Here is a 17,862-nt window from a genome sequence, read left to right as displayed (position 1 = left end):
TGCCAGATTCGGATATCGCACCGTTCAGGATATTCCCTGCCCGACGCGAGCTGACGAACCCGGATAGATGGCTTCGCCGATCAATATTCCCGTCTACAGCGACGTCCTTGTCCTGCTCGGCACGGCGGGCATCATCATTCCGCTGGTGCACCGGTTCGGCTTCAATCCCGTCCTTGGCTATCTGGTAGCGGGCGCCGTCCTCGGTCCGCTGGGACTTGGCTCGTTCATCGGCCAGTTCCCGCTGCTGTACTGGTTCAGCGTCGTTGATGCCAAGAACGTCGCGGGCATTGCCGAACTCGGCATCGTGTTCCTGCTGTTCCTGATCGGCATGGAGCTATCCTATGAACGGCTGAAGACGATGCGGCGCCTGGTTTTTGGATTGGGCAGCCTGCAGATCGCGCTCTCCGCAGCCGCAATCGCTGCCGTCGTGACGCTGGCGGGCGGCAAGCCGCCGGTGTCGCTCATCATCGGTGCCTGCCTGGCGCTGTCGTCGACCGCCATCGTGGTCGAGGTGCTTTCGAGGCAGGGTCGGCTGAACACGACCGCGGGCCGCGCTAGTTTCGCGGTTCTGCTGGCGCAGGATCTGGCGGTGGCGCCGTTGCTGCTGTTCATCTCCATTTACGGCGCCGGCGGGTCCGGTTCGGTCGCCGGCGCTCTCCTACTGGCGCTCGCCAACGCCGCCATCGCGCTTGGCGTCATCGTCGTCGTCGGCCGGGTGGTGATGCGGCCGCTGTTCCGTCTGGTCGCGTCCGCGGGCATGAGCGACCTGTTCGTGGCCACCACGCTGTTCGTGATCGTCGCCACCGGGGTGGCCGCCGCCGTGGCCGGCTTCTCCATGGCGCTTGGCGCCTTCGTCGCCGGACTGCTGCTGGCCGAAACCGAATTCCGCAAGGCGATCGAGACCGCCATCGATCCTTTCAAGGGTCTCCTGCTCGGCCTGTTCTTCTTTACGGTCGGGATGAACATCGATTTCCGTGAGCTTGCCCGCGATCCCGTTTGGCTGCTCGGAGGCGCGATCGGGCTCGTCGCCATGAAAGCGATCATCCTCATCGCGCTCGCCCGGCTGTTTCGCGTTTCCTGGCGCGCTTCCATCGAAACCGGACTGCTGCTCGGCCCGGGTGGCGAGTTTGCCTTCGTCGGCATCGGCATGGCGACAACGCTCGGCCTGATCGATGCCAAGGTGTCGAGCTTCACCGTTGCGCTGACGTCGCTGACCATGATGCTTATTCCCGCGCTTTCCCATGTCGCGCGGCGCTTGGCGCCAATGGTGCGGGAAGACAAGCCGCTTGACCCCGAGCTTAGCGTTGTACCGAGCGCGAGCACCGGCCATGCCATCGTCGTCGGGCACGGCCGCGTCGGGCAAGTGGTCTGCTCGATGCTCGATCGGCACCAGTTGCGATACATTGCCGTCGACAATGACGCCGCAGCCGTGCCGGAGCAGCGCCGGCAGGGACGCACCGTCTATTATGGGGAAGCGACCAATCCGGAGTTTTTGAAGAGCTGCGGCCTCATGGAGGCTGCGGCGGTGATCGTCACCATCAGCGGGGCCAAGGGCATCGATGAAATCGTAGCCCAGGTTCGTGCGCTCAGGCAGGACATGCCGGTCGTGTCGCGCGCCCGCGACGCCGATCATGCGCGACATCTTTATCAGATCGGCGTTACCGATGCGGTGCCCGAGACCATCGAGGCCAGCCTGCTGTTATCGGAAGCAGCCCTGATCGGCCTCGGCGTCGCGATGGGGCTGGTGGTCGCGTCGATCCACGAAAAGCGCGACGAATTCCGCCACGAGTTGCAGCAGGCCTCGGGAGGTACCCGGCCTGCCGGAGAGACGACCGGCGTGAGAAGGAAACTGTCTCGCGGACGCAGACACAGCGAGTAGGTCGGCGGCGCCCATGCGCAGCGCCTACCGTGCCTTGCTCCAGTCCGGCCGGATATCGCCGGAGACGCCCTCGAAAGCGCCCTCGACCAATTCCACGACCAGGAGCCGGCTGTAATCGACCGGACCCGGCATGGTCGCCCGCCCCTTCGGAACGGCCTTGAAGCCGACGCGGCTGTAATAGGGTTCGTCGCCGACCAGGATGACGAGGCGATGGCCCTTGGCCCTGGCATCGTGCAGCGAGCGGTCGAGCAGCATGCGGCCGACGCCGCGGCTGCGGAACGGCGGCTCGACCGTCAACGGCCCGAGCATCAGGGCCGGCGTATCGCCGATGCAGATCGGCAACTGCCGCACCGAGCCGACCAGCAACGTGCCGATCCGCGCCGTGAACGAGAGGTCGAGCAGGTGATCGACATGCTCGCGCAGGCGGTAGGCGCTCAGAACGAAACGGCCGGGACCGAAGGTGCGCTCGTGCAGGCGTTCGATCGCCTGGGCGTCTTTAGGGGTTTCGGCAAGAATGGTGACGTCGAGTTCGCTCATGATGGGGCGCGAGATAGCATCTGGCGGCGGCGTGGTCCATCGCCGGAAACGGCAATCCCGGTATTGCCTTAATCCGTTTTGACGGCCGGCTGGGACAGGTAGGCCAGCAGCTTCATCTCGCGGCGGCCGCGCGTTACGGTATCCAGCACCAGCCCCGAAGAGACCGACAGCACCGCCACGATCATCAGGCCCATCGACAGCACCGCGGTCGGCAGCCGTGGCACCAGGCCTTGCTCCACATAGGTGACGATCACGGGGATCGCGAGACCGAGCGAGACCAGCATCAGGAACATGCCGATGACGGTGAAGAACCGCAGCGGCTTTTCCGAGCGATACAGCTTGAGGATGGTACCGAGAATCTTGAAACCGTCGCGCCAGGTATTGAGCTTGCTGAACGAGCCCTCGGGCCGCGCATAATAAGGCGTCTCGACTTCCGTCACCGGCAGCGCCAGTTCGAGTGCGTGCACGCTGAGTTCGGTCTCGATCTCGAAACCGTCTGACAGCACGGGAAAGGATTTGACGAAGCGGCGCGAGAACACGCGGTAGCCGGAAAGGATGTCCTTGAACGCCTCGCCGAACACCGCCGAGAGGAAGGTCGTCAGCATCCAGTTGCCGGTGCGGTGGCCGGGCCGATAGGCGGCGACCGACTGGTCGATGCGAAAGCCGACCACCATGTCGAGGTGCTCGTTGATCAGCCTGTCGATCATGCGCGGCGCGCTCGGTGCGTCATAGGTCGCGTCGCCGTCGACCAGCACATAGATGTCGGCATCGACGTCGGCGAACATGCGCCGCACCACGTGGCCCTTGCCCTGGCGGCGCTCGCTGCGCACCTTGGCGCCGGCCGCGCGCGCGACTTCGACGGTGCGGTCTTTGGAATTATTGTCGTAGACAAATATCTCGGCGGTCGGCAGCGCCTTGCGGAAGTCGGACACGACGGTGGCGACCGCGGCTTCCTCGTTGAAGCACGGCACAAGGACCGCAATCCGCAGGGCCGGCGCGGTCATCGCATGTCCACCGGGTTAGGTCCGTCCATGGCGCGTCACATCGCAATCAGGCGTTGACCGGTTGAGGGAGGGCCGCACGGCCGCGCAGATCGAGCGTGGCGAACAGCAGGGTCCAGAGCGAAAGCATGTCGATCGGAATGATATAATATGGCGTAAATATCGGATGGGTCATGAAGAAAATCAGGTTGACCGCGAGGTTCAAGGCAACCAGAAGCGCAATCGGCCGCCCGCGGTCCCGATCGGCGCGCCACAGCCAGGCGGTCCACAGCACCGATATCGCCAGCAAGGTGAATTGAACGTCAACGAGATAGCTTAACAACACGGCAGGGTTCAACTCGGGCGGCGCGACGTCGACGCCGCCATAGGTGGTCGAGAACGGACTGCCGGCATTGATCGCATTCGCGATCAATGTCGGCGCAATACCGATCAGGAAGGCGATGCCGAACGACAACCCGTGCAGGAACGTCGTCCTGCTGCGCGCCAGCAGGAACGCGCCGGCGAGATAGAAGCCATAGCCCGCCGCCAGGAACAGATTGGGCAGGCGGAAATTGACGGCCAACCCGATCAGCAAACCCGTCAGTGCGATCAACAGCATCCGGTGCCGGGGTTGTGCGGTGAAGAACTTCACGGTGAGAAAGCCGGCGGCCGCGCAGAGCATCATGGTCGGCGCCATCGAATAGCTGGCCTTGGTCGGATTGATCATCAGATAAATCGCAGCATCGCCGAACGCGGCCACCAGCATCAGCAGCTGGAACGTCGAAGCGCGAACGAGGGCGATAAAGGCGAACCCGACGGCCACGACCGATGTCAGGATGTAGAGCGGGACCACCTGGAATCCGCTGGGAAACAATGCCAGCGCAAACCCCGTCCCCGGCGGATACTGCATGACATATTTGTCCGCCGCCGGAATGAAGGTGTGGCAGGGGATGCGCTTCACGTCGTTCCATTCTGCGAAGCCGATCGCCTTCAGCTTGTCCTTGAGATAGTGATCGTCATCGAAGACGGCGTCGGTGTTGATCCCGCGCAGGCCGAACCGCTCGAACAGATGTGCCTGCCGCAAATAGCAGACGTCGTCATAGACCCCGCGGCTCTCGTTCCATCCTGAAATGGTCCAGACGTTGCTGATCAGCACCACCAGGAAGCCGATGCCGCAGAAAATCTTGAAAAATCTCATCCTGTCCATATCGAACCGACGGCTGCCCCCACCTATCCGCTTCTAGGCGGTGCAGGGCTGGGGCGCAACGGAAGGGACTCACCGCCAGGTCGCCATCGGCGCCGCGCCGTCGAGCACCTCTGATATCCGCAGCCGCGTACCCCTCGTGGTATCCGCCGGCAGCGCATCGGCCGCGTAGAACCCGCATTCGACGATCTCGCGGTTCGGCTCCGGCAGGCGGTCTTGCCGGAATTGCCTGACGACATAGACCGCGACGTGGTCGCGGCGGGAGACGTGGCCGTTGAAGAACAGGCCGTGCAGCGCGGGCTCCCCGGTCAGTTCGATCCGCCCCTCTTCCGAAAGCTCCCGCCTCAGGGCTTCCAGAAAGGTCTCGCCGATCTCGACCCCGCCGCCCGGCAGGTGCCAGCCGGCGACATAGCTGTGCCGGACCAGAAAAACCCTGTCATCGCCGTCGAGCACGACGCCGCGGACGCCCAGCGTCATGCCGCGGGCGGTCAGCCAGTAGAGATGGAAGGCCCGCCGCAACTGCGGTTCGAGGCGTCTTCGCAAAGCCTGCAGCGCCGTCACGCAAACCCCGGATGGACAGCTATCACGTTTGATCCTTATATCGACGCCATGATCGTGCGACGGCTCTATATCACAGCGAATGCCGCGGGGCGCGAATGAGCGGCACTTTCACGCTGGCGCATCTCTCCGATCCGCATCTGCCGCCGCTGCCCGAGGTGCGGCTGCGCGACCTCGCGGGCAAGCGGGCGCTCGGCTATCTGAACTGGACCCGCAACCGCCACAAATACCACCGCCGCGAGGTGCTCGACGCGCTGGTCGCCGACATGCAGGCGCAGCGGCCGGACCACATTGCGGTGACCGGCGATCTCGTCAACCTGGCGCTGGAAGCGGAATTCATGCCCGCAAGAGCCTGGCTCGAAAGCGTCGGCCCACCGCGGGAAGTCACCGTCGTGCCCGGCAATCACGACGCCTATGTCCGCGCCACAAGGCATCATTTCACCGACATGTTCGAGGATTACCTGCGCGCCGACACCGACGAGGCCGACAGCGCGGCATTTCCGTTTGTGCGCCACCGCGGACCGCTGGCGCTGATCGGCGTATCGTCGGCGGTGCCGACGCTGCCCTTGATGGCCACCGGCAGGCTCGGCCAAGCGCAGCTCGACGCGCTCGATCGCCGGCTGGCCAAACTGTCGACCGAAGATGCCTTCCGGGTTCTGCTGGTGCATCACCCGCTACATTCAGGCGCGCGGATGAAACGCCTCACCGATTCGAAGGCGTTGCGCGCGGTGCTGAAGCGGCGCGGCGTCGAACTGGTGCTGCACGGCCACGACCACATTCATTCGACGGTGTGGCTCGACGGCGTCGATCGGCAAATTCCCGCGGTCGGCGTGCCCTCGGCGTCAGCGCTGGCGCACGGGCATTATCCGGCGGCGGCGTATAATCTGTTTTCGATCACACGCAACGGCAACCAATGGCGCTGCGTGCAGACGGTGCGCGCCATCGATGCCGACTTCAAGATCAGGCAGATCAAGCAGGTGACGCTGCTCTAGAGCCTTTTCCGTTCCGATAGAATCGGAACGGGGCTCTAGATTCTTGCTTTGACGCGTTTTCTTGACGCGAACCGGTTTCCACTTCGCTGGAAAACGCTCTAGCGCTCAATCCCCGCCACCGCAGCCACCGCCTCCCCCGTCGCCACCTCCGCCGTCGCCGCCGCCATCACCGCCGGAATCGCTGCTGCCATCGCCGAACCCGTCCGAACTGCCGTCGATCGACGTATCCGAGAAATCGCCGCCGCACTGCCCGCCGCTGCTGCCGCCCTCACGCAGCGCCTTGCAGTCGGGCTGATAGACAAACCCGTTGGGGATCTTCAGCTTGCTGTCGAGCGCAAACAACAGCGGCAGGCGCGTCGGGGTGACCGGATCGATGTTCTCGTATTTGCAGCAATACCACCAGACGCGGCGCAGGCCCTCGTTGCTCTTGCGGTGTTCGCCGAGGACGACGGCGGGCGTGTGGTGCAGGAAACCGCCGAAGGCGCGGCGGCAGAACGCGTCGTAGTCGCGGGTATACAGGATAAATTCATGCCAGAGGTCGTCGGCGACCTGCGACGGCATCGAGACGTAGCGCTTGCCGCTCATCAGATAGGCGAGGAAGAATTGCCTCAAGCCGCGCGACACCAGCGCGCTGTCCCGGCGCGCAAAGCCGGGATGGTGCTTCTCGAGCCGCTCGAGCAGCCCGCGCGGCCAGCGGAACGTGCGGATGAATTCGGCGCGCCGCAGCGTCTGCCACTTGCCGTACAGCCAAACGCAGACGAACAGGACGATGACCAGCAGAATGGCAAACGGTACGGTCATGATGCGATCGACACCACTTTCCAATCCGTTGCGTGGCCAGCCTCAGAAATTCTTCAAGCCTGCATACAACGCCAGCCCGAACAGCGCCACCACGCCCAGTACGAAGCCGAGCGCGAACATGCCAAAGCCGCGGCGGCGTGGCTTTCCCTCCTCCACCGGCTCGGCCACGGGCGTCGCCACCATCGCGTGCTCGCGCTCGATCATGCGGCGGGCCACGTAGCTGGTGACGGCATCGACCATGACGGGCACGTCGTGCGATTCGGCGATCACGATGCGGCCGAAGCGGGTATCCTGCACGAAGCGGTAGATACGCTTGTCGCGCCCCATCACCACATGGGCCACCACGTCGATCCACAGCCGCGGCGTCTCGCCCTGGCTGACGCCGCGATCGAACAGGTCGACCTTCTCGGGCACCTCGGCGAACAGGGGATCGAGCGCCTCGTTGAGGATCTCGAGACGAGCCACCTCGGCATCGCGGAGTTCGACCACGACGCCAGTGCGGTCGGCGGCCTCGATGCGGGCTTTGCGCAGCGCGTCGCGCAGCCGCGTCGGTCGGATGTCGCGGGCCTCGTTGGTGTTTTGGGCTTCTGCCATGGCTTGCCGCCTTTATCCTGAGAGGTGGGCCCGGTTAACCTATCAGTAACCAGTACGCACGCAATGGCTGTTGTTTTGCAATAGCTTAGCGGTCCACCATGATGAATTGCGGTAGCAAACCCGTGCCCCTGCTCTTTTCCCGCGAAGGTCCAGGAGAGGTAGAGCCCCAAACGCAGACGACCCCACCCGGTTTTCCGGATGGGGCCGCCTGTCCTTGGGCTTCCTCAGTTTTATCAGGCAGAGACGCGGGAGGGCTCTTCGACGATCGAAAAGCGCACGCCGGCCTTGTGGCGGTTCTCTTCCGAGACCGTGCGCCAGGCATCTTCGGCCTCTTTGCGGGTCTTGAAGGGTCCCTGGACCTGGGCCGAGCCTTCCACGAGCTTGTGGAAGTTCATCGAACCGAACTCGCCGCCAATCACCCAGAAATTGCTCTTCGTCATGACTAGTCTCCTGCTTTTGGTTCGCTGTGTTAGCTGAACTGGTTCATCGTATTGTGGGCGCCGCCCGCCTTTAGCGCGGCTTCGCCGGCGAAGTATTCCTTGTGGTCGTCGCCGATGTCGGAGCCGGCCATGTTCTGATGCTTGGCGCAGGCGATACCCTGACGGATCTCGGCGCGCTGAACATTCTTCACGTAGCCCAGCATGCCCTGGTCGCCGAAATACTCCCTCGCCAGATTGTCCGTGGACAGCGCCGCCGTGTGATAGGTCGGCAACGTGATCAGGTGGTGGAAGATCCCGGCGCGCTTGGCGGAATCGGCCTGGAAGGTGCGGATGCGCTCGTCGGCTTCGATCGCCAGCGGCGTCTCGTCGTATTCCGGCTTCATCAGTTCGGCGCGGTTGTACTTGCTGACATCCTTGCCGGCTTCCTTCATCGCATCGTACACCTGCCAACGGAAGTTCAGCGTCCAGTTGAACGACGGCGAGTTGTTGTAGGCCAGCTTGGCGTTCGGAACGACTTCGCGAATGCGGTCGACCATCTTGGCGATCTGCTCGATATGCGGCTTCTCGGTTTCGATCCACAGCAGGTCGGCGCCGTTCTGCAGCGAGGTGATGCTGTCGAGCACGCAGCGGTCTTCGCCCGTTCCGGCGCGGAACTGGTAAAGGTTGGAAGGCAGCCGCTTCGGGCGCAGCATCTTGCCGTTGCGGTTGATGATGACGTCGCCGTTGCGGGCGTTCTCGGGCGTCACTTCCTCGCAATCCAGGAAGCTGTTGTACTGGTCGCCGATGTCGCCGGGCTTGTGGCTGACGGCGATCTGCTGCGTCAGACCGGCGCCGAGCGAGTCGGTGCGGGTCACGACGACGCCGTCTTCGACGCCCAGTTCGAGGAACGCATGGCGGCAGGCGCGAATCTTCGCCAGGAAGACCTCGTGCGGCACCGTCACCTTGCCGTCCTGGTGGCCGCACTGCTTTTCATCGGACACCTGGTTCTCGATCTGCAGGGCGCAGGCGCCCGCCTCGATCATCTTCTTGGCGAGCAGATAGGTCGCCTCGGCATTGCCGAAGCCGGCGTCGATGTCGGCGATGACCGGCACGACGTGGGTCTGGAAGTTGTCGACCTTCTCGATCAGCTCCTTTTCCTTCGCCTTGTCGCCGGCCTTGCGGGCGGCGTCGATGCCACGGAAGATGTCGTTGAGTTCACGGGAGTCCGCCTGACGCAGGAAGGTGTAGAGTTCTTCGATCAGCGCCGGCACCGAGGTCTTCTCGTGCATCGACTGGTCGGGCAGCGGTCCGAACTCGGAGCGCAAAGCTGCGATCATCCAGCCCGAGAGATAGAGGTAGCGTCGATCGGTCTTGCCGCCAAAATGCTTCTTGACCGAGATCAGCTTCTGCTGCGCGATGAAGCCGTGCCAGCAGCCGAGCGACTGGGTGTACTTGGTGGGATCGGCGTCATAGGCCGCCATGTCGGCGCGCATCAGCGCCGCGGTGTAGCGGGCGATGTCGAGGCCGGTCTTGAAGCGGTTCTGCAGACGCATGCGCGCCACGGCCTCGGCGGTGACGCCGTTCCAGGTCGGCTTGGTGTCGAGCAGCGACTTGGCGGCGGCGAGCTCGGTCGCATAGGAAGCGGGTCCCTGGATGGCCTGGTCGATGCCGCGCGGCTGGTAGTTCATGATGTAATTCCTTCAATCGACATTCTTGACAGTGCGTTGCGAAACGTGTCGCGAGCTAAACGCTAAAAGAGGAAATTCGTATAGATGGCTTGTTTTTGATTGGTGATGCATTGTAACATCTAAACTTGTCACATATGTTATTTTGTAAATTTTGTCATAAAATGGATCAGGAACCCAGCCATGGCCACCGATTCCGGAAAGAAGCTTTTCGTCGGCCCCCGTTTCCGGCGAATACGTCAGCAGCTCGGCCTCTCGCAGACCCAGATCGCCGAGGGGCTCGGGATTTCTCCGAGCTATATCAACCTGATAGAGCGGAACCAGCGGCCGGTGACGGCGCAGATCCTGCTCCGGCTGGCGGAGACCTATGACCTCGATTTGCGCGACCTCGCCACCGCTGACGAGGACCGCTTCTTTGCCGAGCTGAACGAAATCTTCTCCGATCCGCTGTTCCGGCAGATCGACCTGCCCAAGCAGGAGTTGCGCGACCTCGCCGAACTTTGCCCCGGCGTCACCCACTCCCTGCAACGGCTGTACGCCGCCTATACCGAGGCCCGCCGTGGCGAGACGCTGGTCGCGGCGCAGATGGCCGACCGCGACGAGGGCGCCCGGTTCGAGGCCAACCCGATCGAGCGCGTGCGCGATTTGATCGAGGCCAACCGCAACTATTTCCCGGAGCTGGAACAGGCCGCCGAAAACCTGCGCGACGAGTTAAACGTTTCCGCCGAGGAGCTGTTCGCCGCCCTGGCGGCGCGCCTGCGCGAAAAGCATTCGATTCAGACCCGCATCATGCCGGTGGACGTGATGCGCGAGACGCTGCGGCGGTTCGACCGCCATCGCCGGCAGCTTCTGATTTCGGAACTGGTCGACGGCTCCGGCCGCGCCTTCCAGCTCGCGCTGCAGATCGGCCTGACCGAATGCGGCGCCAGCATCGATGCCATCGTCAATCGTGGCGGCCCGCTCGACGATACGCCGCGCCGGCTCTACCGGATCACGCTGGCGAATTATTTCGCCGCCGCCGCGATGATGCCATACCAGCCGTTCCACAGCGCGGCTGAAGCGCTGAACTATGACGTGCACGTGCTGGCGCAGCGCTTCAACGCCGGCTTCGAGCAGGTGTGCCACCGCCTCACCACGCTGCAGCGGCCGAACGCGCGCGGCGTGCCGTTCTTCCTGCTGCGCGTCGACAATGCCGGCAACGTCTCAAAGCGGTTTTCCTCCGGCACGTTTCCGTTCTCGAAATTCGGCGGCACCTGTCCGCTATGGAACGTGCATTCGACCTTCGACACGCCGGACCGCCTCCTGAAGCAGGTGATCGAACTGCCCGACGGCACCCGCTACTTTTCCATTGCGCAGATGGTGCGCCGGCCGGTGGCGCCGCACCCGCAGCCGCAGCCGCGCTTTGCGATCGGTCTGGGCTGCGAAATTCGCCATGCGGCCAAACTGGTCTACGCCGCCGGGATGGACCTGGAGAAGGCCGAGGGCACGCCGATCGGGGTCAACTGCCGGCTCTGCGAACGCGAAAACTGCAGCCAGCGCGCCGAGCCGCCGATCACGCGCACGCTGATTTTGGACGAGAACACGCGGCGGGTGAGCTCGTTCGCGTTCTCGAACGCAAGGGAGCTGTGAGGGCCCGGCTCTCTCGACGCGGCGCGCCTGCGAAACGCTGGCACAGGGCTGCCTTGCCCCGATCCGCTCAAGGTTGAGGGAACCGCCTATCCCCCAGATGGTTGGTTGGTGCTATGCGATCATCATCCCGGAGAACATGGCCATAACTCTCCACCCCGGACGCGCTGTCATCGAATGCCGAGCCCCATGACTGAAATACCGGCAGCGGTTCATGATCCGCAGCGCCTCCAGATCCTGAAAAAATACGACATTCTCGACACCCCGCCCGAACCGGGATTCGACGACGTCGTCACGCTCGCCCGCCAAATCTGCAACACGCCGATTGCGCTGGTCAGCCTCGTGGATCGGGACCGGCAATGGTTCAAGGCCGTTTCCGGGCTGGATATCTGCGAGACGCCTATCAACCAGTCGGTCTGCGCGCATGCCTTGGCGCAGCATGAAACGCTCAACATACCCGATTTGACCCAGGACGCCCGGACCCGGGACAATTCGCTCGTGACCGGCGAGCCGTTCATCCGCTTTTACGCGGGCGCGCCGCTGATCGCCAGTTCCGGCCTGGTGATCGGGACGATCTGCGTGATCGATACGGCGCCGCGCCCCGGCGGCCTCGATGCCGGACAGATCGTGGCGATCGAAGCGCTGGCGCGGCAGGTGATGACGCTGCTCGAGCAGCGCCGGTTGATCGCCCTGCACGACGAGCACGCGTTCGAATTGCGCCAGCAGATTGCGGAGCGCAAGACCGCGCAGGCTGCGCTCGAGCTCAGCGACGACCGCTATCGCTCGCTGTTCAATTCGCTCGACGCAGGCTTTTGCGTCATCGAACTGGCGTTCGACAAGGACGGCACTCCCAATGATTACAGGTTCGTCGAGGTGAACGAGGCCTTTGTCGAGCAGACGGGTCTGCGGGATGCTACCGGAAAGTGGATGCGCGATCTCGCGCCCGATCACGAGCCGTACTGGTTTGAAATCTATGGCAAGGTCGCGCTCACCGGCGAGCCGGTTCGTTTCGAGCACGAGGCGAAAGCGCTGGATCGTCGCTGGTACGACGTCCGCGCCTTCAGGATCGGGCCGCGCGCGGCGCGCCAGGTTGCAGTCCTGTTCAACGATATCACCTCGCGCCGCAACGCCGAGCAGCAGCAGATCATGCTCAACGAGGAACTCGGCCATCGCATGAAGAATTCCATGGCGCTGGTTCAGGCGATCGCCTCGCAGACCCTGCGCGGCGCCGGCGATCGCGTCGCGGTGCAGGCATTCAACCAGCGCATCGCAGCCCTCAGCCGCGCCCACGACGTTCTGCTGCAGCAAAGCTGGACGTCGGCAAATCTCGCCGATGTCGTGCTGGGCGCCATCAGCGCCCATACCGATCCGGCGCGGGTCATCCGTACCGGCCCCGACGTGAGCCTCGAACCGAAAGCCGCACTTTCGCTTTCCCTGCTGCTGCATGAACTCGCGACCAACGCCGTCAAGTACGGATCACTGAGCGTGCCCGACGGCACCATCCAGGTGGATTGGCGCCGGGAAGATGGCGCCCTCGTCCTCGGCTGGGTGGAACAGGGCGGACCGCCCGCGGCGCCGCCTGAGCGTACCGGCCTCGGCTCCCGCCTGATCGATATCGGGATGGTCGGAACCGGCGCCGTCCGGAAGACTTTTGCACATTCCGGATTCAGCGCTGAGTTTCGCGCGCCGTTGCATCTCATCGAACATCAGGTCGGGCAATCGCATGGATAAGGCGAAAGTGGTGCTGGTGGTAGAGGACGAACCTCTCCTGCTGTTGATGGCGACCGCCCTCGTCGAGGAAGCCGGCCTGCAGCCGCTCCATGCTGGAAATGCCGACGAGGCTGTCGCGATCCTGGAAGCGCGGCAGGATATCCGGATCGTGTTCACCGACGTCGAGATGCCGGGCTCGATGGACGGGATCAAGCTTGCAGCCGCGATCCGCGACCGATGGCCGCCGATCCGGATCGTCGTGGTGTCCGGGCACAGCGCCGTCAGGCCCCCCCAGCTTCCCGAGGGCGCGCTATTCTTCGCAAAGCCCTATGACCAGCAGCGCATCGTCGAAACGCTGCAGGCGCTGGCGGCGTGAGCCGGAACGGCGGATCGACCCGGCCGCAACATCATTTGCTCTTCTGGATCGATCGCAGATAGTTCACCGCGGCCGCCGCCTCTTCCCGGTTGAAGCGAAAGGTCGGCATTTCCTTGTGCACGGTGGTCAGACCATCCTGCAGCCGCTGCACCATGTCGGTGTCGTAGAGCTTTTCGCCAAAATTGCGAAACGGCGGGGCGAGCGGATTTGGACTTTTCCCGATCCGGCCGACGGCGTGGCAGCGACCGCAGAGTTCTTCCAGCATCGCCTTGGCGGGGGCATGCTCGGCATCGCGCGCCTGCGCGGCGGCGAGCGGCAGCATGATGCAGGCGAGCGCAGCCCACATTCGCAACGTAAAGCCAGGCATCCAAACCTCCGGGAATTTACGGATGTTTAGGCTGGCCGGCGGCCGGTGTGTTGCGATACGTCAACACAGGCCGTCTTTTTCCATGGGCGGCTTGCCTGAACCTTCTTTAAAATGACAAAGTTAAATCCCGGGGATTGCGCAATTTAGCGATGGAACGGTCGGGCCGGTTCGCTAGGTTGAAAGAAGCGAATTCCGACTCGCAAATGAGTGTATGCCATGCTGCGACGCGTCAAGCTGATGAACCCGTTCGAAATCGTGCAGGATCTGGTCACGCCAGACCGGGCTGCGCCCGAACGGCCGCAGCCGGAGCTGAAGATCGCCAATCGCGCCGCCCGCGCCACGCCGATCTGCGCCGCCTGCGGCTCCGACGACATCATCTGCCACGCCACCGCGCAATGGAGCAACGAAGCGCAGGAATGGCAGCTCGCCAACACCTTCAACCAGCCCGCGCACTGCAACACCTGCAGCCACGACGGCAACCTGGTGTGGCAGACGCTGAATTGAACACGGTTTTGTAGGGTGGGTTAGCGCATCGTAACCCACCAGCTTTTTTCCCGCGCACATCCGGCGGATTACGCTGACGCTAATCCGCCCTACTGAATGTCGCGACTTCCGTAGCCTGCATGAGCGCAGCGATATGCGGGATCGACACACCCCGGATATCGCTGCGCTCTTCCGGGCCAAATCTATCGCCCCACCTCAAATCTCCGCATACACCTCCAGCAGATTCCCGTCAGGATCCCTGAAGAACAGCGTGCGATGCCCGAACGGCTGGTTGGTCGGCGGCTCCAGCAGCTCGACGCCATGCCGCAGCAGCTCCTCCGCGCAGCGATCGACATCACCCACTGCGACCTTGAATGCCAGCTGCAGCGACGCGCTGCCCTTCGGCGTCGGCGCATCCTTCGCCGTCCGGCCCGGCCGCGACAGCGCCAGCGTGTTGCCGCCGATCTGATATTCGATCCAATTCGCCGACAATTCTCGCGTCAGCGGAAAGCGAAGGACGCCCTCATAGAAGCGTCGCATCGCCGCCATGTCGCGCACGAGGATCACGGTGTAGTCGATGCTGCGGATGGAGTTGAAGGGGGAAGCTTGCTGATCGGTCATGACGGTTCAAGCTTGCCCCACACCTTCTCCTCGGTCCACCCCAGTTCGGCAAACTCCTTCGCCCGCAACGGCGCCTCGCCGACCGCGAAAAACTCGTCGAGTTGCGGCGGGCTTACCGACGTGCCGCTGAGCATGCTGTGGGCTTGGCCACGATGATGCACCTGATGCTGGAACAGATGCAGCAGCAGGCGGTCCATCCGCTCGCGCTGGATGGAGCTGCCGCGATGCACGGAGACGATGCGCTGCAGGCCGGCGCCGTCGAGCGCTTCGACGATCTTGAGCAAACGGCGATCAACCGCGGCCTGGGCCTCCTTCAGCGCGGCGACCGTGGCGCAAGGCTGCTGGTCCGCCCAGGCGGCGGGGCCGAGCGTGCCGCCTTCCATGGCGTCGACGTAGAAGTGGTCGATGATCAGGATGTGGTTGAGCGTGGCGCGCAGGCTGGGGAAGAAGCCGGTTCGTTTGGCGGTGAATTCTTCCGGCGACAGCGCGAGACAGGCGGTGAGCAGGCGATGATTGGCCCAGGCGTTGTTGTAGGCCATGGTGCGGTAGGGAAGGACGTCGGTCATTTGCGGTGCTGGTCCGTAGCCTGCATGAGCGCAGCGATATGCAGGGATGACAGTGACGTCCCGGATATCGCTGCGCTCATCCGGGCTACGCCGTGGCGTTGGGCGGATTCGCGAAACGAATCCGCCGCCGGTGCGTGGCAATGGTGGGTTACGCCTTGCGGCTAACCCACCCTACGCACCTGTTACTCCGCGGCCTGCTGCGTCGGTGCGTCCAGCACTTCCAGCACCTTGGGCGGCGACATCGGCAGAGCGTAGAACCGCTTTCCCAGCGCGTTGTAGATCGCATTCGCCACTGCGGCCATCACGGGGACCAGCGGCACTTCGCCGACGCCCTTGACGCCTTGCGGATGCTTCGGGTTCGGAATCTCGACCATGATGCAGTCGAGCATCGGCAGGTCCGAACAAACGGGCATGCGGTAGTCGAGGAAGCCGGGGTTATCGACCTTGCCTTCCTTCGTGTAGATGTACTCCTCGTTCAGCGCCCAGCCGATGCCTTGCGCGACGCCGCCCTGAAGCTGGCCCTCGACATAGCCGGGGTGGATGGCGCGGCCGACGTCCTGCACAGCCGTATAGCGGGTGACGCGCACGATGCCGAGATCGACATCGATTTCGACGTCGCAGACATGGGTGCCGAAGCCGCCGTCGGCGCCGACGGTGTTGAGCTGCACGCCGGCGCCGATCGGTCCGCCCATCGCGGGCGCCTTCTCGGCGAGTTCTTTCAGCGTTAGCGGTTCGAACTGGCCAGCGTTCGGGCTGACCGGATGCGCGGCGCCCTGCTCCCACTTGACGGCCTCGGGATCGATCTCCCAGATTTTTGCCGCGCGCTCGCGCAGCGTCTGGATGATCTTTTCGGTCGACTGCGTCACCACCATCGAGGAGGCGAACAGCACGCGGCTGCCCCCGGTAAGGTTGGAGAAGCCGATCGTTTGCGTGTCGCCGATGATGACGGAGACGCGGCTGTAGTCGATGCCGAGCAGTTCGGCGCAGATGTTGGCGATGCCGGCGCGCGAGCCGCCGATATCAGGGTGGCCCGTGGTGACGACGACGTTGCCGTCCTCGGTGATGTTGACCTGGGCGGAGGATTCGCCGCCGGCGTTGAACCAGAAGCCGCTGGCGACGCCCCTGCCCCTCAGCTTGCCGTGGCCGTCGCCGAGCGGCGCCTGGTAGTGATCCGAGTTCTTGGCGGCCTCGATCGTCTCGATATAGCCGATGCGCGGGAACACCGGGCCGTGCGCCGCCTTGGTGCCTTCCTTCGCGGCGTTCTTCAGGCGGAAGTCGAGCGGGTCCATCTTCAGCGCCTCGGCGACTTCGTCGAGCACGCATTCGACGGCGTAGGCGCCGATCGGCGCGCCCGGCGCGCGATAGGCCGCGACCTTGGAGCGGTTGGAGACGACGTCATAGCCCTCGGAGAGCAGGTTCGGAATGTCGTAGGGGGTAAAGCTGCAGCCCGCGGCGCCGCGGATCGGCGAACCCGGGAAGGCGCCGGCCTGCAGATAGAAGGTGCCGTGGGCGGCGACGATCTTGCCGTCCTTGGTGGCGCCGATCTTCACCGTGCTCTTCGAGCCCGAGGTGGGGCCGGTCGCGCGCATCACTTCCTCGCGCGTCATCACCATCTTCACCGGACGGCCGGATTTCTTCGCCAGCATGGTCGCGAGCGGTTCGAGATAGACGATGGTCTTGCCGCCAAAGCCGCCGCCGATCTCGGCGGGGATGGCGCGGATGTCGCTCTGCGGGATGCCGGTCAGCATCGACGTCATCGCGCGCACCATGAACTGGCCCTGGCTGGAGCTCCAGATCGTGGTCTTGTTGTCGGGCGCCACCGAAATCAGGCAGGCGTGCGGCTCGATATAGCCCTGGTGAACCGGGCGCGTGGTGAAGGTGCGCTCGATGACCACGTCGGCCTTCTTGAAGCCTTCTTCAATATCGCCCTTCTTGTGCTCGAGGCGGCCGGCGATGTTGGACGGCTTGCCTTCGAACTTGTTGAACTCGTGCAGGATCGGCGCATCGGGCTTGATCGCGTCCTCGATCTCGATCGACCACGGCAGCACTTCGTAATCGACCTCGATCAGCTTGCAGGCCTCTTCGGCGATCGCTTCGGTGGTGGCGGCGACGGCAGCAATGGGGTGGCCGGGGAACAGCGCCTTGTCGCGCGCCATCACGTTGCGGCACATCCAGCGCATGTCCTGGATGCCGAGCATGACGGCGCCCTTCTCGATCGTGAAATCGAAGATATCCTTCGATGTGACGACGGCCTTCACGCCCGGCAGCTTTTCCGCCTTCGACGTGTCGATCGACTTGATGCGCGCATGCGGATGCGGGCTGCGCAGCACCTTGCCCCAGATCATCCCGGGCATGGTGGTGTCGGCGGCGAACTGCGCGCGGCCGGTGACCTTGTCCATGCCGTCAGGACGAATGGTGCGCTGGCCGATCCACTTGTTGTTGGTGACGACGTTCATTGGCTGTC

At 64.0% G+C, this 17,862-nt stretch carries 18 protein-coding genes; 6 read left to right on the top strand and 12 right to left on the bottom strand.

All coding sequences use genetic code 11. The annotated features are described in order from the left end of the window. The first annotated feature begins 67 nt into the window (after positions 1 to 67). Positions 68 to 1,879: a cation:proton antiporter domain-containing protein gene (locus QUH67_RS08570; protein WP_300946242.1), complete on the top strand. Its 1,812-nt coding sequence runs from the start codon at positions 68 to 70 to the stop codon at positions 1,877 to 1,879. A 24-nt stretch (positions 1,880 to 1,903) separates the two neighbouring features. Here QUH67_RS08570 and QUH67_RS08565 read toward each other — a convergent pair whose 3' ends face one another. The 4 genes from QUH67_RS08565 to QUH67_RS08550 form a co-directional block, all read right to left on the bottom strand. After that, a complete protein-coding gene (locus QUH67_RS08565; protein ID WP_300946241.1) occupies positions 1,904 to 2,416 on the bottom strand; it encodes a GNAT family N-acetyltransferase in 513 nt (170 codons plus the stop codon). 68 nt (positions 2,417 to 2,484) lie between these two features. Next, positions 2,485 to 3,420 (bottom strand): glycosyltransferase family 2 protein, encoded by a 936-nt coding sequence (locus tag QUH67_RS08560; protein ID WP_300946240.1) that lies wholly within the window; start codon positions 3,418 to 3,420, stop codon positions 2,485 to 2,487. Between the two features lie 46 nt (positions 3,421 to 3,466). After that, a complete protein-coding gene (locus QUH67_RS08555; protein ID WP_300946239.1) occupies positions 3,467 to 4,594 on the bottom strand; it encodes a hypothetical protein in 1,128 nt (375 codons plus the stop codon). A gap of 78 nt (positions 4,595 to 4,672) precedes the next feature. Next, positions 4,673 to 5,161 (bottom strand): NUDIX domain-containing protein, encoded by a 489-nt coding sequence (locus tag QUH67_RS08550; RefSeq protein ID WP_300946238.1) that lies wholly within the window; start codon positions 5,159 to 5,161, stop codon positions 4,673 to 4,675. A gap of 95 nt (positions 5,162 to 5,256) precedes the next feature. Between QUH67_RS08550 and QUH67_RS08545 the strand changes: the two genes are divergently transcribed. After that, a complete protein-coding gene (locus QUH67_RS08545) occupies positions 5,257 to 6,150 on the top strand; it encodes a metallophosphoesterase family protein (RefSeq protein WP_300946237.1) in 894 nt (297 codons plus the stop codon). Between the two features lie 105 nt (positions 6,151 to 6,255). Here the strand turns inward: QUH67_RS08545 and QUH67_RS08540 are convergent, their stop codons facing one another. From QUH67_RS08540 to QUH67_RS08525, 4 genes are all read right to left on the bottom strand, one after another. Next, positions 6,256 to 6,951, bottom strand: a complete 696-nt coding sequence (locus QUH67_RS08540; protein WP_300946236.1) for a glycine-rich domain-containing protein — start codon at positions 6,949 to 6,951, stop codon at positions 6,256 to 6,258. A gap of 42 nt (positions 6,952 to 6,993) precedes the next feature. After that, positions 6,994 to 7,545 (bottom strand): hypothetical protein, encoded by a 552-nt coding sequence (locus QUH67_RS08535; protein ID WP_300946235.1) that lies wholly within the window; start codon positions 7,543 to 7,545, stop codon positions 6,994 to 6,996. A gap of 233 nt (positions 7,546 to 7,778) precedes the next feature. Next, positions 7,779 to 7,985 (bottom strand): DUF4170 domain-containing protein, encoded by a 207-nt coding sequence (locus tag QUH67_RS08530; RefSeq protein ID WP_138834393.1) that lies wholly within the window; start codon positions 7,983 to 7,985, stop codon positions 7,779 to 7,781. A gap of 29 nt (positions 7,986 to 8,014) precedes the next feature. Further along, entirely contained in the window at positions 8,015 to 9,652 is a 1,638-nt protein-coding gene (locus QUH67_RS08525; RefSeq protein WP_300946234.1) for an isocitrate lyase, read from the bottom strand. A gap of 180 nt (positions 9,653 to 9,832) precedes the next feature. Between QUH67_RS08525 and QUH67_RS08520 the strand changes: the two genes are divergently transcribed. The 3 genes from QUH67_RS08520 to QUH67_RS08510 all read left to right on the top strand — a co-directional run bounded on the left by QUH67_RS08520 (position 9,833) and on the right by QUH67_RS08510 (position 13,361). Then, positions 9,833 to 11,278, top strand: a complete 1,446-nt coding sequence (locus QUH67_RS08520; RefSeq protein ID WP_300946233.1) for a helix-turn-helix domain-containing protein — start codon at positions 9,833 to 9,835, stop codon at positions 11,276 to 11,278. A gap of 186 nt (positions 11,279 to 11,464) precedes the next feature. Continuing rightward, positions 11,465 to 13,006 (top strand): sensor histidine kinase, encoded by a 1,542-nt coding sequence (locus QUH67_RS08515; RefSeq protein WP_300946232.1) that lies wholly within the window; start codon positions 11,465 to 11,467, stop codon positions 13,004 to 13,006. Beyond that, positions 12,999 to 13,361 (top strand): response regulator, encoded by a 363-nt coding sequence (locus tag QUH67_RS08510; protein ID WP_300946231.1) that lies wholly within the window; start codon positions 12,999 to 13,001, stop codon positions 13,359 to 13,361. Before QUH67_RS08515 ends, QUH67_RS08510 begins: the two co-directional genes overlap by 8 nt. A 31-nt stretch (positions 13,362 to 13,392) precedes the next feature. Here the strand turns inward: QUH67_RS08510 and QUH67_RS08505 are convergent, their stop codons facing one another. Further along, the gene (locus QUH67_RS08505; RefSeq protein ID WP_300946230.1) at positions 13,393 to 13,728 is read right to left on the bottom strand and encodes a c-type cytochrome; all 336 of its coding nucleotides are present in this window, start codon (positions 13,726 to 13,728) and stop codon (positions 13,393 to 13,395) included. 216 nt (positions 13,729 to 13,944) lie between these two features. On the opposite strand from QUH67_RS08505, the gene QUH67_RS08500 reads away from it, so the two are divergent. After that, entirely contained in the window at positions 13,945 to 14,232 is a 288-nt protein-coding gene (locus tag QUH67_RS08500) for a hypothetical protein (protein WP_300946229.1), read from the top strand. Between the two features lie 195 nt (positions 14,233 to 14,427). On the opposite strand, the gene QUH67_RS08495 is transcribed toward QUH67_RS08500, so the two are convergent. The 3 genes from QUH67_RS08495 to QUH67_RS08485 all read right to left on the bottom strand — a co-directional run bounded on the left by QUH67_RS08495 (position 14,428) and on the right by QUH67_RS08485 (position 17,854). Then, the gene (locus QUH67_RS08495) at positions 14,428 to 14,832 is read right to left on the bottom strand and encodes a VOC family protein (RefSeq protein ID WP_300946228.1); all 405 of its coding nucleotides are present in this window, start codon (positions 14,830 to 14,832) and stop codon (positions 14,428 to 14,430) included. Beyond that, positions 14,829 to 15,398 (bottom strand): DinB family protein, encoded by a 570-nt coding sequence (locus tag QUH67_RS08490; RefSeq protein ID WP_300946227.1) that lies wholly within the window; start codon positions 15,396 to 15,398, stop codon positions 14,829 to 14,831. Before QUH67_RS08490 ends, QUH67_RS08495 begins: the two co-directional genes overlap by 4 nt. A 182-nt stretch (positions 15,399 to 15,580) precedes the next feature. Continuing rightward, positions 15,581 to 17,854 (bottom strand): xanthine dehydrogenase family protein molybdopterin-binding subunit, encoded by a 2,274-nt coding sequence (locus QUH67_RS08485; RefSeq protein ID WP_300946226.1) that lies wholly within the window; start codon positions 17,852 to 17,854, stop codon positions 15,581 to 15,583. Between the last annotated feature and the right edge of the window lie 8 nt (positions 17,855 to 17,862).

This window comes from Bradyrhizobium roseum (assembly GCF_030413175.1).
Lineage (GTDB): Bacteria > Pseudomonadota > Alphaproteobacteria > Rhizobiales > Xanthobacteraceae > Bradyrhizobium > Bradyrhizobium roseum.
Note: the sequence above shows the minus strand (reverse complement) of the source record. Positions and strands in the feature narration are given on the sequence as shown.